This is a genomic window from Fibrobacter sp. UWOV1 (genome assembly GCF_900142495.1).
GTDB lineage: Bacteria > Fibrobacterota > Fibrobacteria > Fibrobacterales > Fibrobacteraceae > Fibrobacter.
Genome location: NZ_FRBA01000018.1, coordinates 1 through 15,616 on the forward strand (window position 1 = coordinate 1; position 15,616 = coordinate 15,616).

Here is a 15,616-nt window from a genome sequence, read left to right on the forward strand (position 1 = left end):
ACACACGCTTCGCTCGACGCATTCTGTAAAAAATTCAGCGAACGGATACAAGACCGCTACCTGATATACACCAAGGACCTGGGCCACAACGAACAGGTGCAGCGTATCCCGACCTGTTTTACCATGTTCATTTAACAAAACAATCGAGTTTATCGAGAGATTCAGTAACGTGCAAGAGAGTGTCGCGACAAAAGGATGCAAGGCGAGAGAGCGCAAAAACTTGTTTTTTGCATTTTCGAGCCGCAGCTACGGACGTCGTAGACGTCAAAACGCTTGCGTTTGGGCATGACCGAACGCAGCCGTAGACGCCTTTAAGCGTCCATTTTGTAGTTGTTAACGCACTTCTTGGAAATTTTCATAGATTTCTTGTTTTTAGACATAGGTTCTCCTTAGGGCATGCCCCTCGCGCCCTAATTTTATTGTTAAAATTTTGGTGATTAAATTACTAGTGAATCAAGGTGTTGTTAGCATCCATCATCAAACGCGGTTCTAAAGCCTCAATTTTATATTTGCCACGAGTGGACTTTTTCTTATTACTCTTGTTCTTCTTTGACATAATAACTCCCAATGGGCTTTTCCCCAAAGCCCTGTTTTTTTTGTTAAACTTTTTGATGATTAATTAAGGATTAGTAATCCTGTACACAACGAACAGAAAGACCGTAGACCTTTTTTATACCAGCAGTTCGATCCATACGATCACTCGCTATGGTAACACATTTACCATAAGATGCACTAGGATCAGCAATACCACTTCCACTATATTCTCCAGGAATCCAATGAAGAGCATATTTTTTTATATCAGTATACACATTTTTTTCATTTGAAGAAGTCGCCCTCTGCGTTTCAAGTATTCCCGCAGGCAAAAGGGAGAATCCACGCTGGTTACCACTTCCCCACAAGACAGCCCCCAAGTAACTTGCTCCGTCTCTGGAGCCGCTACCAATCAACACCATGGCCCATTCTTCTTGGTTCATCACGTGCCAACCATCAGGACATATACCCTGATGCATAACAAAACTGAGCCTGTCTTGATACTCGGGGAAAGGATTACTCATTAAATCGTACTCTACCGGACATTTGGCGCTACCTATGGCAAAACTGTCACAAGCCGCAGGAAAGTTCATCACCGTGGACCAGGTATAAAGGCCACCGAAGCCATTCTCGCAATACCAGGGGTCATCATCGTAGCAGAACTTGGTAGAATCAGTCATCTGGGTTCCACTTTGAATCATCTTGCCATAATTCAGGTTCTGGGCAAAAAACGTTAAGGAGTCTATCATTTTATATCCCACCTCATAGCGAATCGTCTTGTACACCTGGCCGTCACGGGGGTCCGTAAATTCCCCGTAGCTGTAGTCATTCTCGCTTACAAAAAGCCGGCTCATGTCGTAATACTTGCTACTAGAAGAAGGCGTTACAGAACTAGAGGACATCGGAATCCAGCGGCCATTTTCACAGATAAACTCTTGTTGCAACTGAGGGATATACTGAGTCCAGCCCTCATAATCACTCGAGCAAAGTGAGTCGCGCAACACATAGCCACTGGAACTCGAACGATTATCATTTGTACCAGACGAGGAATAATCTCCACCTTCCGAACTACTAGAATTATTTTTCTTATCACTAGAAGAACTCTTCTGCGAGCCATTCGAATCGGGCTTCACAGAGCTAGAAGACTTCGAACTGCCACCGGAAGATGTTCCTTTGTCCGTAACGGAACTCGAGGAGATTGCATTGTCTAGGTCACCACTACTGCTTGAAACTTCCGCTACGGGTTCCGGTCCGGCTCCGCTGGAACTGTCATCACAGGCAACAATCGCCATAACGGTCATCAAGACTACGCAAAAGTAAAGGCTTCTTGTTTTCATTCTAACTTCCTTTTTATTCTAATACCACAACAGTGCACATCAAGAGCCTCGGTTCGAGAGGCTCAATTTTGTAGTTCTTACGGTTCTTGTTAGCAGATTTTTTGTTGTTCTTTTTGAAATTAGACATAGTTCTCCTAAGCCCCATCCTAATGGGTGCTGATTTTAAATTAAACTTTCTTATAAGACTAGACTATCGGACTAGTAGTCCTTCGTACAGCGAACCGATAAATAATTATACCGTTCCGACCCAGAATCCCACTCAATACCATCTTTACTTATCACAGATGCTTTACCGCAATCATCGTACTTCGGAATCAAACTCGGCTGCCATACATACGCAAATGTTTCATACCCATAAAATTTTCCTTTTAACGAATACCCTGCCGGAAGAAGCGAGAAACCGTAAAGGTCATACCCACCCCATACAGCCCTGGAATTAACTCTGCCACCCCCTCCAATAAGGCGCCATTCATCTTCCGTCATGATATGCCAACCCTTCGGACATATTCCCTGAATGTATCGATTAATGTATTCGCCATTGTCAAAATACGTCGTATCAAGTTTTTCAACGGCAACTGTATCATACTTTTTAGGGATGTTCATGGCCTCGCTCCACGTATAGAGACCTCCAAAACCATTGTCGCAATACCACTCATCATCGTTGTAGCAGACCTTTTCCACCACCGAGTCACTGAACTCAGTCGCATTTGCCATAATTTGCTTTCCCAAATTCAGGTTTTCTGCAAAGAATGTACGGGTCTTGGCAAGACCATTATCAATTGTAATTGTAACAATCTTATATTCCTGACCATCGCGTTCATCGACAAATGTTTCATAATCAATATTTGATGCAAACTGTTTTTCCATATTGGGGTGCGACACATAGGGCTTTATGGTGTCTTGGCCCCCAATGGAGTCTCTAAGCCAAAAGTCTTCTCTACACGTATAGTATTGAGTATATTTTCCACTCATGACTATAGCGGTATCGCCATTGCAGCAGTTTACTGTTAAATTTGCACTGCCATCCTCATTTCGTCCATTAAATGGGCAACCTTCAGAAGAACTAGACTCATCCTCAAAAGAACTGCTATTCTTATAATTCACAGAACTAGAACTCTTCTGCGAACCATTCGAATCAGGCTTCACAGAGCTAGAAGAATTCTTTTCCGCCACTGAAGAGCTGGAACCAAGCTCCTCATTGCTACTCGACGAGATTTCACCGATTGGATCGGGAGCGGAGCTACTAGATTCATCGCCACATGCTGCGAGCAGGGCTAGGAGAATGGACAGGGCCAAAGCGTTTGCAAAAATCTTCACAGAAGACCTCCGGTAACCTCATTAATTCAGACATAGCAAATTTAAATTATTAAAACAGGAATCACGTTAGTGATTCCCAATCAGTGTGGCTCCATCGGGGGTGTTAGGGGGCGGAGCCACCTAGGCGAGGGGGTGGAGAGCAACGGAGTGCGAACCAGGGGGAAGCCTCCCCCCGCCTCTATATAAAGTGTTTCATTATGAAAAAGGCTCTTTTTACCCCTTTCCAAGGGCTTTTCTTGTTTCAGAACGAAACAAAATGGCCGTTTTTTACCTGTTATTAGCATTTGGCACGGGTTTTGCTTATGTATGGGCGTAAAAAATCGCCCCGTTCAGATTGATTCGCGGGCGGCAAGAATTTAAAAATAGGAGACTCATTATGAGCAAGATTATCGGTATTGACTTGGGAACGACCAACAGCTGCGTGTCCGTGATGGAAGGCGGCAAGCCGGTCGTCATCGCTAACGCGGAAGGTTTCCGCACCACCCCGTCCATTGTCGCTTTCGGCAAGAACGGCGAACGTCTGGTGGGCCACGTGGCAAAGCGTCAGGCCATCACCAACCCCGAAAAGACCATTTACTCCATCAAGCGTTTCATGGGCCGTACGGCTGGCGAATGCTCCGCTGCCGAAAAGAACATGCCCTACAAGCTGGTGGGCTCGGGTTCTGACCCGGTCCGCGTGCAGGTGGACGACAAGCAGTTCGCTCCTCCCGAGATTTCGGCCATGGTTCTCCAGACCATGAAGAAGATTGCCGAGGACTATCTGGGCCAGCCGGTGACGCAGGCCGTGATTACGGTCCCCGCCTACTTTAACGACTCCCAGCGTCAGGCCACGAAGGATGCCGGCAAGATTGCTGGCCTCGAAGTGCTGCGTATCGTGAACGAACCGACTGCAGCCGCCCTTGCCTACGGTCTTGACTCCAAGAAGAGCGAAAAGGTCGCCGTGTATGACCTCGGTGGCGGTACGTTCGATATTTCTATCCTGGAAATCGACGACGGCATGTTCAGCGTGAAGGCCACCAACGGCGATACGATGCTCGGCGGTGACAACTTCGACGAAGTCATCATCGACTGGATCAACGACGAATTCAAGAAGGACAATCCGGGCATCGACCTGAAGAAGGACAAGATGGCCTTGCAGCGTTTGAAGGACGCCGCTGAAAAGGCGAAGATCGACCTTTCTGCCACGACTTCTACGAACATCAACCTCCCCTTCATCACTGCCGACGCTTCGGGCCCGAAACACTTGGACCTCACGCTCAGCCGTGCAAAGTTTGACCAGCTGACCGCCCACCTGGTGGAACGCACCATGGAACCCTGCCGCAAGGCTATCGCCGACTCTGGCCTCTCCCTGAGCGAAATCGACGAGGTGATCCTGGTCGGTGGTTCTACCCGTATCCCGGCCGTGCAGGAAGCCGTGAAGAAGTTCTTCGGCAAGGAACCGAACAAGACTGTGAACCCGGACGAAGTGGTGGCTATCGGTGCCGCCGTCCAGGGTGCCGTGCTTAGCGGCGACTCCTCCGTGAAGGACGTGTTGCTCCTCGACGTGACCCCGCTTTCCTTGGGTATCGAGACTCTCGGTGGCGTGATGACCAAGCTCATCGACCGTAACACCACGATTCCGACCAAGAAGAGCCAGGTGTTCTCTACCGCCGAAGACAACCAGCCGGCCGTGACGATTCACGTGCTGCAGGGCGAACGCGAATTTGCCCGCGACAACCGTACGCTCGGCAAGTTCGACTTGACCGACCTTCCGAAGAAGCCGCGTGGCGTGCCGCAGATCGAAGTGACCTTCGATATCGACGCGAACGGCATTGTGCACGTGTCTGCCAAGGACAAGGAGACCGGCAAGGAACAGTCCATCAAGATTACTTCTTCCAGCGGCTTGTCTGAAGACGAAATCAACAAGATGGTGAAGGATGCCGAAGCCAACGCTGCCAAGGACAAGGAACAGCGCGAACTGGTGGACATCAGGAACCAGGCCGAACAGATGGCTTACCAGGCCGAAGGTCAGCTGAAGGAATTTGGCGACAAGCTCCCGGCCGACACCAAGAGCCAGCTGCAGGCAGCCATCGACGACATCAAGGCCAAGAAGGACAACGGCACCAAGGAAGAGATCAAGGCCGCTATGGACAAGCTCCAGGGCATGATCAGCTCCATGGCCCAGGCCGCCGGTGCAAACCAGGCCCAGCCGGGTCCGCAGCCGGGCGCTTCTGAACAGCCGAAGAACGACAAGAAGGGCGATGGCCCGGAAGTCGTCGACGCGGAAGTGGTTGACTAACTAGTTAGAAGTAGGAAGTAGGAAGTAGGAAGGAAAAATTTGAAATTGACCTTCCTGCTTCTACAGACTACTATTTAACAAGGCAGGATTGATTCCTTTTTTAGGGGCAATCCTTTTTGCGTAAATAAAGGTAATAGGAATCACTGTTTACTGTCTACTTCCTACTGTCTACTAATGCCGAAGGCATATTATGGCTGAAAAAAGAGATTATTACGAAGTTCTAGGCGTCGGCAAGGACGCGAGTGCTGACGAGATCAAGCACGCCTACAAGAAGCTTGCCATCAAGTACCACCCGGACAAGAACCCGGGCGACAAGGAAGCCGAAGAGAAGTTCAAGGAGGCTGCCGAGGCCTACGATGTGCTCAGCAACCCCGAGAAGCGTAAGCAGTATGACCAGTTCGGCTTCAACGCCCCCGGTGGCGGTTTTGGTGGCGGCGGATTCGGCGGCCAGGGATTCAGTTTCGAGGATATTTTCGCGAACTTTGGCGATATTTTCGGTGGCGGATTCAGTGGCTTTGGCGGCAGCCGTCGAGGCGGTCGCAAGGCAGGGCCTCCGCGCGGAAACGATTTGCAGATTAAGGTGGCGCTCAGCTACAAGGAAATCTTCGAGGGTTGCACCAAGAAGGTTCGCCTGAAACGCTACACGCCGTGTACGGAATGTAACGGCAAGGGCGGCCAGGACATCAAGACCTGCGACACCTGCCATGGAACGGGCCGTGTGCGCCGCTCTACAGGCGGATTCTTCCAGATGATTACCGAAAGCGCTTGCCCCACCTGTAACGGTATGGGCGAAGTCATCGCGAAACCGTGCCCGCATTGCCACGGCGAGGGCCGTGTGCAGGAAACCGAAGAGATTTCCATCAAGATTCCGGCGGGCGTTGCCGAGGGCCAGTACCTGAACCTGCGTGGCGAAGGCAACTGCGGGCCTCGCGGCGGTGCCTGCGGCGACTTGCTGGCGGTGATTGCCGAAAAGCCCGACGACTTCTACACCCGCGAAGGCGACGATTTGCACTGCGAAATCAAGGTGCCTGTCCACAAGCTGGTGCTTGGCGGAACGCAGCGAATCCCGACGCTGGACGGTAGCGAAGTGCAGATCAAGATTGCAGCCGGCACTCAGGCCGGGAGCATCTTGCGCCTGCGCGAACAGGGCCTGTATCCGCTGAACAAGCGCGGCGACCGTGGAAGCCTCTACGTGAACATCGGCGTGGAAATCCCGAAGGACCTTAGCCGCGAGGAGAAGGAACTCTACCAGAAACTCGCGGAACTCAGGCACGACAAGGAAACCGCCCAGGAAGAAAGCTTCCTCGAGAAGATGAAGAATCTGTTCAAGTAGACGAAAGAACGCTCACTCTGTTCGCTATAGACGAAAGACGAAAGATGGGTCTCTGACGTGTCATCCTGAGCGAAGCCCATAGGGCGAAGTCGAAGGATCCCTCCCCCCGGCATTGACGTGTCGGGGGTGTTTTTTTGTCCATTGACAAACACTTTTTTATTATATATATTAAAAAGTGTTAATTAGGGTGCAAAATGCTTTTGGAATTCTTGAAATCAAAATTCGGGCCGGGAAAACCGATTTTCACCGAGGACGCCGAACCGCTCGGGCTTTCGGCTGGTAATCTGCGACAGCAATTCAAGAAACTGGTCGATGCGGGCGAACTTTCGCGGTTTGAACCGGGGGTCTATTTTTTGCCGGACCCCAACCACGAATATTACCCCATATCCTCGAACATGGTCGCCGAGTACAAGTACATCACCGATGGCGACGAAATTTACGGCTATTATTCGGGTTACACTTTCGCAAACCAGTTGGGTTTGTGTCTGCAGGTGCCGTATAAAGAAGAAATCGTCACGAACAACACCACAGCCATCGCGCGCGAAGTGAAGGTCGGAAAAATTCCATTTTACATCCGTCGGGCCAAGGTCGCCGTCACCAAGGAAAACCGCAATGTCCTTCAGCTTCTGGATTTACTTAAGGATGTTGAAGAATATACGGACTACTGCTGCGAGGAAGAAGCGCCCGACATTATCCGCAGGCATATCCTGCGCAACAAGATTCTCCGCGCCGACGTAGATAAATACATCGAAAACTTCCCACTAAAAACATACAAGTATATCTACGACTTGAGGCTTTACGATGTACTTGCATGAAAACAGAGAAACGTTCTTAAATGTTTTGGAAACTGTAAGCAAAGTATCCGGAATCCAAGCAGATCTAGTCGAAAAGGACTACTACGTTTCCCTTATCCTTAAAGAGATTGCGGCATCGTCGGACAAGGCCGTTTTCAAGGGCGGCACTTCGCTTTCCAAGGCATTGAAGGTCATTAACCGTTTCTCGGAAGATATCGACATTTCTTTTTCGGAGCATATCGGGGCGGCGAGGCGAAAGAAACTCAAATACAACATAATCGCCCCTATCGCCGTTAAATTGGGCCTTGTCATTACTAATTTTGACAAAACGCAAAGCGACCGCGACATAAACAACTACATATTTGAATATAAGCCGCTCTGCAAATCCAACGCACATATCGTCCCCGCTGTCAAGGTTGAAACAAGCCTTGTCACGGCAGTGTTTCCGTTCAAAGCGATGCCAATAGGGAACTACATCGCAGATTACGCAAAAGATATTTCATTGCGCGATTACGGACTGGAACCGTTCATGATGAACGTTCAGGCTTTGGAGCGAACTTTAATTGACAAGATATTCGCTATCTGCGACTATTATCTAACCCAAAAGTCCCGCCGTCTATCGCGACACATTTACGATATTCACAAGATACTTCCGCTAGTTAAATTCGACGAGCAATTCAAAGAACTTCTTGAGAAAGTTCGCGAAATTCGCCGTTCATTAGGCATCTGCCCTTCGGCAAAACCAGAGATAAATATCAATCGGCTTTTGAAAGAAATCTGCAAAAAGAACTTTTTCAAGCAGGATTACGAAGGGGTGACGCGATTCTTTATTTTCGACAACACTAGATACAAGGACACCGTAGCCTCCTTGCAGAAAATCATCGACCTGGGTGTTTTTGTGTAAGAATCGGATTTCGTCCGAGAATTCTTTTAAAAGTGACATTTTCTAGATTCTGGGGTGTTTAACAGGGGAAAGTTTTATAGAAGAACGTTTCTTTTGGATGGAGACACAATGAAAAAGGTTGTCATTTTGAACGCGAGTCCGCGCAAAGACGGAAACATCAGCCAAATGCTGAATATCATAGGCAACGAGCTGTTTGAAAATGGCATCGAAGTCAACATCATTGATGTCTGCAAACTAGATTTTCGCCCGTGTATCGGCTGCATGAAATGCCGTAGCGCTCACGATTGCGTGATGCCGGAAGACGATGCGAAGCGGATTTTGCGCCTGGTGCAAGAATGTGACGCCCTTGTGGTCGGTTCGCCTTGCTATTGGGGCAACATGACGGGGCAACTCAAAATGCTTTTTGACCGCTGGGTTTATGGAATGATGGACCATAGCGAACGCGATTACCCGATTCCACTGTTAAAAGGAAAGAAGGCTGTCATTGTGACGACATGCACTACGCAATGGCCATTCAACCTCATTTTCAAGCAGTCGGCGGGTACCGTTCGCGCCCTCAAGGAAAGCCTCTGCTGGAGCGGATTCAAGATTGCAGGTGTGATTCAAAAAGGCGGAACCCATAAGCGAAATGGCCTTACGCCCAAAGAAATTGCCAAATGCAAGAAGATTGCCTTGTCACTTGGTTCGCATTAAAGGCGCGAAAACGCAATCGGATTAAATTATCGGGAATCCTTCGCGGTATTCCTTGATGATTTCCGGATGCGTCTTGGCGTATTCAAAAATTTTATCGCCGAGGCCGTTTTCTACGAGATTGACGAGTGCCTGACTTGGAACTGCGCCGATGCTTGGGCATGTAGGCGTGAGCGCGATGACGAGTTCGCCGTCTTTATTCATGATGCGGAGCGGCCAGATGGAGCAGTCGAAGGGTTTGTCTTCGGGCTTTAAAACGCAGCCTTTGTGCGGGTCCAGGAATGTGCAGGGAACTTCTTCTTCGGGATCACCAGTTTTGTAGCCGCCAAGGATAATTTGACCGTCGCGGAACTCCCCCACCACGCCGTATTCATTGGGCTGGCTCAGTTTCTCGACTACTTTGAGCGGGAACAGCGGCGTTTCCCAGAGGCTCTGCCTGCGGAAGGAGCAGCAGAACTTGCAGGCGGCACAACTGGATTTAGAGAGAATTTGAGAGAGCATTTTTCTTTAAATGTTATGGATTCTATCGGGATTTGGTTCGGCAGGCTCACCAACCTTGCCCATCCAGAATGATGACATGGGTCTTGTCTAATATAGTTTGCGGGTAGTACGAGAGTTTTGCTTTGCGGAGTCCTTCGATGTTGATGTCCTCTTCGCGGTTGATCAAATGAGCTCCCGTAGCCCAGAGTTTTTCGGCAAATAGTTTGTTTATAATCGCATATCCGCCATTCACGGCGTATTCATCGATAACCTTTTCAAAATGCGTGTCCCAGACGCCGGGCAAAATTTCTGAAGCCATCGTCATGCCAGCGGGAACTCCGCCAATATAGAGCACCGCCCCTTTCATGCCGAGAGCATCAAAGTTTTCGAGTGCCTCGCGGATAGCGCAGTATTCCGAGAGCCTAGATTTTTCATCTTCGGAGCGTTCCGCCCAGGCGGCTTCGCGACATTCGCAGGTGCATTCGCAATCGGTATCGCTGGATTCGCCCAAGGTTTCGATGTTGAGCCAGCTTTTTTCGACCGCAAGCGCATCCGCAAAGTTCGAAGGTGTAAGCGGGCGAATTTCGTAGTCCGAATAAGTCCTGTTAAATCGCGAGATATGGTTGCGCTTTTTGCGGTACTGGTTTCCGGCCAAGGTGGCAAGGCTTTCGGCAGAATAGATGTAGTCGCTGTCGCCGCGGTTTTCTTCGAAATGGAGGGCGGATTTTGCGCCGTTCGACCCAGCTGTCTTAAAATATTCCCGCAAAATCTGTGCCCGCGGCTCATCCACCAGGCAGAATTCCAGCGGGCGGTCCGATTCGCGGGCATCATCGACAATACGTGCGAGCGCCGCCGACACATCGCCCTCCCCCAGCGGGAACGCATAGCCCCTTCGACTCCCCTGCCCGTTGTAATAGCGGAAGAGGAACCCGTCTTGCAACGCAATCTGCGTGCCGTACTTTTGCCGTAGCAGGAAAATGTTCGCGAAGCTTGCGTCACTGCCAGTATAGCCCGAATCGGCTACGGCCTTTGTCGCCGAAGCCCGATCAGAAAGTTCTGGGGTCTTAAAGTTTATCATTTTCTAGAAAATACAATTTTTTACGGCTTAAGGTGTGGATTTAAGCTTCCTGCTGGAGTTGCGGGATAATTTCTGCGGACCAGACTTCGAAATCGCCCGCCTCGATATGGTCGCGGGCCTGCTGCATCAGGTGAAGGTAAAAATGCAGGTTGTGAATAGTCGAAAGCGTCCAGCCGAGGAGTTCCTTGGCTTTGAATAGGTGGCGCAGGTAGGAGCGGCTGAAGTTGCGGCAGCAGTAGCAGTCGCATTCCGGGTCCAGCGGCGCATCGTGCTGGTGCGCGAACTTGGCATTCTTGTAGCGCAGCACACCCCTGCTGGTGTACACGAGGCCGTCCTGGGCGTTTTTCGCGGGCAAAATGCAGTCGAACATGTCGACCCCGCGGGCAATAAGCGAAAGCAGATTCCAGGGCGTACCCACCCCCATCACGTAGCGGGCGCGGTCCGCAGGCAAGTAGTTTGTGCAAAAATCCGCAATCTCGTACATAGTTTCTACAGGTTCGCCTACGGAGAGGCCGCCCATCGCGTAGCCGTCGGGAGCGAGTTCCTTGAGTGCCTCGATGGACTTTTTGCGGAGTTCCTTGTGCATGCCGCCCTGCACGATTCCGAAAAAGAATTGCGGGTAGCCGTGGAGTGGCGGGTTTTCGGCGAGCCAATCCATTGCCCTGCGAGTCCATTTGAGCGTCAGGTCCAGCGAGTGCGAGGCCTCTTCGACGGTGCTCGGGTAAGGCGTACATTCGTCAAAAGCCATGATGATGTCGGCGCCGATTTCGCGCTGGGCCTGCATCACGGATTCTGGCGTGAACTTGTGGCGGCTGCCGTCGAGCAGGCTCTTGAATTCCACGCCGTCTTCAGTAATGTGGCGAAAATCCTTGAGGCTCCACACCTGGAATCCGCCGCTGTCTGTAAGCATGGGGCCGTTCCAGCCCATGAACTTCTGCACGCCGCCCGCTTCCGCAATCAGCTTGGTACCCGGGCGCAGATACAGGTGGTACGTATTCGCGAGAATGATTTGCGCCTGCATTTCACGCAGGTCCCGCGACGAAAGCCCCTTCACGCTCGCAAGAGTGCCTACCGGCATAAAAATCGGCGTTTCGATTGTGCCGTGGGCCGTGCGGATTCGTCCGCGGCGGGCTTTGCTGCGCGTTGATTTTGCCAGAAGTTCGAAAGGGTTGCGGTTTTCCACGGGACAATCCGAAATTAAAGTTGTTCGCGGATTTTTTGTGCAAGGGCGATGCCGGCGGCGCGGGCCTGTGCAACAGAGTCGGCGGCGCAGGCGTCCACAAGTTGCGATATTTCGGCGCGGAGCAGGCGTTTGCTTGGTTCATCCCAGTAAATGCCACGAAGCGCGAGGGTGGTCGCATCGCTAAATTCGGCGAAGCTTGCGACCGGGAACTGGCAGCCGGCATTCAGAGCCTTCAAAAAGGCCATTTCGGCGACGGCGATGGCATACGATTCGGCGTCATTGACATGCGCAAGAATTGCGTCTATGGATTGCTTCGGGCTATTGCCCTCGCAATGACGCAGCTGAGAAAGTGTTTCGATGGCGAGGATGCCTTGGCCCGATGCCGGGAGCATTTGCTCGGTGCTGAAGTATTCTGTCACTTGGTCGGCAAGGCCCATGCGCTTGAGGCCGGCGGCAGCGAGCACAACGGCGTCAAGCTCCGCAAGCTTGCCTAGGCGAGTCTGGATGTTTCCGCGAATCGGCACGTATTCCAAATCCGGGCGAAGCGCCTTCAATTGCACCACACGGCGAATGCTGCCGGTGCCGACGCGGGCCCCTGCGGGCAAATCCATAAACTTGATTCCGGCGGCTCCCCCGCGTGCAATAAAGGCATCGCGCGGGTCTTCACGTTTAAGAACCGCTGCAAGCTTAAATTCGGGCAATACTTCGGCAGGCATGTCCTTGAGGCTATGCACCGCAATGTCTGCGCGGCCTTCAAGGAGCGCCACTTCAAGTTCCTTGATGAATACGCCCTTGCCGCCGAAGCTCGCCAAGGACTTGTCGAGTCGGCGGTCGCCTTCGGTCGTCATCGAAACGAGTTCATAAGTCAGGCCAGGGTTTGCCGCTGCAATCGCCTCGGCGACCAATGTCGTCTGCGCCATGGCAAGGGCACTCTTGCGTGTCGCGACACGGAGTTTGAAATCAGCCACAGAAAGTCTCCTTCTTCAATGGAGATTCCGCATCAAGTGCGGAATGACATGATTGGGTCTGGTCCAAACAATTAAGAAATACACGAACATCTTCGGGCGAATTTTCGGCCTTGACCTTGTACAAGAAATCATTCGCCATCTTTTTGGCAAAACGTTCGTACATCATTTGCACGCGGTGGCGGTCTTCTTCGGGCAAATCCGGCATCGAGCGCAGCAATTTTTCGGATTCTTCGTTCGCCGACTTCAACATTCTTTCGGCATGCACGCTAATCTGCTTCGAGACTTCGTCCATACGCATCCACTGCAAGAATTCCTCGATGCCTTCTTTCAGAATTTTCTGGGCAGCTTCAAGCTCGATCATGCGCAGGCGGCGATTTTCAGACACGACCTTTTCAAGGTCATCGACACAAACGTATTGCACGCCAGCAAGTTCACCAATGTTAGATTCTGCATTGCGCGGGCTTCCCAAGTCAATCACTAGACGCTTGGCTTTAGCGATCACGCCCGGATGTTCCGCCACCTTGCTGCAATGGCGTTCGAATACGACATCAAGCACGCCCTTGGGTGCGTTATTTCCTTCAGGAGTCAATACGTCCCCAATTGCCTTCGCATATTCCTCTTTCGTGATAATCGGTTCTTGGCAAGCACTACAAAGAATCACCACGTCGCACTTGCCAATCACCTGGTAGCGGTCTTCAAAGCGCACCGGTGTCAGTACGTCCGCATACTTTTCGGCATTTGCAAAAGTCTTGCTGCTTGCAAAAATCTTGGTCGTATTTTCTTGCACGTACTTGAGCATCAAGGAGCCCATTTCACCGAGGCCCACAATGTACACCGTTCGATTTTCCAAGTCGTCGAAAGTGTGCTGCACCTGTTTCATGGCCAGGAACGGAATATTGCAGCTGAGCTTGCTCAAGTTGGTTTCGGTCTTGATGCGCTTGGTGGTGTGAATGGCACTCTGAAAGAGTTTGTTCAGGGTATTGCCCGTTGCATGCAACTGGTGCGCCGTTTCGTAGGCGCGGCCAATCTGGTGCAAGATTTGGTCTTCACCCATTGCCACCGAATCAAGACCCGCACACACGTTCATCACGTGGTGCGCCACCTCGTCGCCCGACTTAAAATAAAAGAATTTCGCAAAATCGTCGTAGCTCTGCCCCGCCAGTTTGCAAACGTACTGAACAAGTTCGGCATCGGATAGGTCGCGGTCAGAGGCCACGTAAACTTCGGTGCGGTTGCAGGTCGCAAGAATCAAAAGTTCATCAAAAGGAGAATTACTCAATGCATTGGTCTTGACATCCATCGGGATGTAGAACTTTTCGCGGACTGCGATTTCGGCCACCTTGTGGCTCATGCCTGCCATGTAGATTTTACGCATGGACTAAATTTAGAAAAAACTCAATAGCCGATTTCTTTTTCAATCCACTGGTAACGTTGTTTCATCCATTCGATCATGGTCTCAACCGCCTCGTCATAGGAATCATAAGGATCCTTGAGCGCCCAGTTTTCGGTATTTTTCATGACAGGCCAGCGGCGGTATTCGTTTACAATAGCTTTATCGATAATGGAACGATACAACGGAACGCTGTCAATCAGAGCCTTGAACGTTTCACGGTGTTCTTTCCAATAAACAACGGCAGCGCTATCGACTAGGGAATTCTGGAGGATGTAGTAATTCAGGCGGTACCTGCGAATGTACCATTCTTCGGGCGCCTTGTTCTGTTCACGGGAGGCATTTCCAAATGCCAAGTCAAAATCCCACAAAGGGCCAAAGTGAATCGGTTCACCTTTTTTCCAAGTGAAGTGTACGCTGCGAGCAAAGTTGCCGTCTTCGTTTTTCGAATATTCATGCACCCAATAAAAAAGAAGGTAGTCGTCGAGATCAATCCATTGCACGATTTCATTGCTGTTGTACCTATACGGGCGCATCGCAAAATTTTCGAAGGCCTTTATATGGTCCAACAAAAGTTCTTCTGTTTCGGGCGACGGATTTTTCGGAGATTTGATGTGGTAATAATAACCATTATCGCTCTGAACGTAGGGCGGATCAAACTTTTTGGAATCTTCTTTTTCGACCAGGAATGTTGTATCGTTTTCTTCGATATTTACGCGATTTTTTGCTACTTTGATTGATTCCGAAAGCAGATAAAGTCCCATATATTTGCGGTTGAGATAAAGCTCGACAAATTGCATTCTAGGCGTATACTTGGCACCGAGCCATTCCGAAAGGCGTGTCATCATGTAGTTGCGCAAATGGGTCTTGTCGCCATAATTAGCAATCAGTGCCCAATCACGATTCTTGGGCATTCCAAAGAGTTTTACTTTGTCTTTGAATTCCAGCTTCAGGCCATACTTGGGCATTTTAAAACTGGAATTGCCGCGGCCGCGCACGGTCAGTTCGTAGACTTCGCTTTCGGGGGCTTTTTCGCCGTAAATCTGCAAGTGTGAAGGAATTTCGGTTTCACGGTCCCGAACACCTGCAAAGTCTTCGGTTTCAATTACGATTCTCGGGAGTCCGGCATAAGGATACATGGAATCGTCTATAGGAAGACTATCTGGATTGCTTTCGGTTTCGGCCCAATAACATGCGGACAAAGATATGCAGCAAAGGATTGCAGCAAACAGTTTGAACGAATTTATTTTGCGGGCCATTAAACGCATCAGCTGAAATATAATTCTTTTAAAAGTTTCACTCATGGGATTTCACTGACGCGAAATCTGTTTAA

At 50.3% G+C, this 15,616-nt stretch carries 14 protein-coding genes; 5 read left to right on the plus strand and 9 right to left on the minus strand.

Annotated elements, in window-relative coordinates:
• Positions 1 to 445 precede the first annotated feature (445 nt).
• The 3 genes from BUC02_RS15740 to BUC02_RS14725 form a co-directional block, all read right to left on the minus strand.
• A complete protein-coding gene (locus BUC02_RS15740) occupies positions 446 to 556 on the minus strand; it encodes an LEPR-XLL domain-containing protein (protein WP_083564625.1) in 111 nt (36 codons plus the stop codon).
• 70 nt (positions 557 to 626) lie between these two features.
• Entirely contained in the window at positions 627 to 1,868 is a 1,242-nt protein-coding gene (locus tag BUC02_RS15745; RefSeq protein ID WP_083564626.1) for an FISUMP domain-containing protein, read from the minus strand.
• A gap of 198 nt (positions 1,869 to 2,066) precedes the next feature.
• Positions 2,067 to 3,185 (minus strand): FISUMP domain-containing protein, encoded by a 1,119-nt coding sequence (locus BUC02_RS14725; RefSeq protein ID WP_139261221.1) that lies wholly within the window; start codon positions 3,183 to 3,185, stop codon positions 2,067 to 2,069.
• A gap of 376 nt (positions 3,186 to 3,561) precedes the next feature.
• Here BUC02_RS14725 and dnaK point away from each other — a divergent pair, with 376 nt between their 5' ends.
• The 5 genes from dnaK (at position 3,562) to BUC02_RS14750 (ending at position 9,187) form a co-directional block, all read left to right on the plus strand.
• Positions 3,562 to 5,463, plus strand: a complete 1,902-nt coding sequence (gene dnaK / locus BUC02_RS14730; protein WP_073323827.1) for a molecular chaperone DnaK — start codon at positions 3,562 to 3,564, stop codon at positions 5,461 to 5,463.
• Positions 5,464 to 5,653: 190 nt separating this feature from the next.
• Entirely contained in the window at positions 5,654 to 6,796 is a 1,143-nt protein-coding gene (dnaJ, locus tag BUC02_RS14735; RefSeq protein ID WP_073323829.1) for a molecular chaperone DnaJ, read from the plus strand.
• 194 nt (positions 6,797 to 6,990) lie between these two features.
• Positions 6,991 to 7,611 (plus strand): DUF6088 family protein, encoded by a 621-nt coding sequence (locus BUC02_RS14740; protein WP_073323831.1) that lies wholly within the window; start codon positions 6,991 to 6,993, stop codon positions 7,609 to 7,611.
• Positions 7,598 to 8,494 carry a nucleotidyl transferase AbiEii/AbiGii toxin family protein gene (locus BUC02_RS14745; RefSeq protein WP_073323832.1) on the plus strand — a complete coding sequence of 299 codons (897 nt, stop codon included), beginning with the start codon at positions 7,598 to 7,600 and terminating at the stop codon, positions 8,492 to 8,494. Before BUC02_RS14740 ends, BUC02_RS14745 begins: the two co-directional genes overlap by 14 nt.
• Positions 8,495 to 8,602: 108 nt before the next feature.
• Complete coding sequence (locus BUC02_RS14750; RefSeq protein ID WP_073323834.1) at positions 8,603 to 9,187, plus strand: flavodoxin family protein; 585 nt, start codon at positions 8,603 to 8,605, stop codon at positions 9,185 to 9,187.
• A 21-nt stretch (positions 9,188 to 9,208) separates the two neighbouring features.
• On the opposite strand, the gene BUC02_RS14755 is transcribed toward BUC02_RS14750, so the two are convergent.
• Genes BUC02_RS14755 through BUC02_RS14780 form a run of 6 tightly spaced genes read right to left on the minus strand, consistent with a single transcriptional unit; the run spans position 9,209 to position 15,542 of the window.
• Positions 9,209 to 9,685, minus strand: coding sequence for a hypothetical protein (locus tag BUC02_RS14755; protein WP_073323836.1), 477 nt, complete (start codon positions 9,683 to 9,685; stop codon positions 9,209 to 9,211).
• A 46-nt stretch (positions 9,686 to 9,731) separates the two neighbouring features.
• The gene (locus BUC02_RS14760; RefSeq protein WP_073323838.1) at positions 9,732 to 10,742 is read right to left on the minus strand and encodes a DUF2156 domain-containing protein; all 1,011 of its coding nucleotides are present in this window, start codon (positions 10,740 to 10,742) and stop codon (positions 9,732 to 9,734) included.
• 40 nt (positions 10,743 to 10,782) lie between these two features.
• Positions 10,783 to 11,925, minus strand: a complete 1,143-nt coding sequence (gene tgt, locus BUC02_RS14765; protein WP_073323840.1) for a tRNA guanosine(34) transglycosylase Tgt — start codon at positions 11,923 to 11,925, stop codon at positions 10,783 to 10,785.
• Positions 11,926 to 11,939: 14 nt separating this feature from the next.
• Positions 11,940 to 12,893: a hydroxymethylbilane synthase gene (gene hemC, locus BUC02_RS14770; protein WP_073323842.1), complete on the minus strand. Its 954-nt coding sequence runs from the start codon at positions 12,891 to 12,893 to the stop codon at positions 11,940 to 11,942.
• The gene (locus tag BUC02_RS14775) at positions 12,886 to 14,268 is read right to left on the minus strand and encodes a glutamyl-tRNA reductase (protein WP_083564627.1); all 1,383 of its coding nucleotides are present in this window, start codon (positions 14,266 to 14,268) and stop codon (positions 12,886 to 12,888) included. Before BUC02_RS14775 ends, hemC begins: the two co-directional genes overlap by 8 nt.
• A 20-nt stretch (positions 14,269 to 14,288) precedes the next feature.
• The gene (locus tag BUC02_RS14780) at positions 14,289 to 15,542 is read right to left on the minus strand and encodes a CotH kinase family protein (protein ID WP_073323844.1); all 1,254 of its coding nucleotides are present in this window, start codon (positions 15,540 to 15,542) and stop codon (positions 14,289 to 14,291) included.
• Positions 15,543 to 15,616 lie beyond the last annotated feature (74 nt).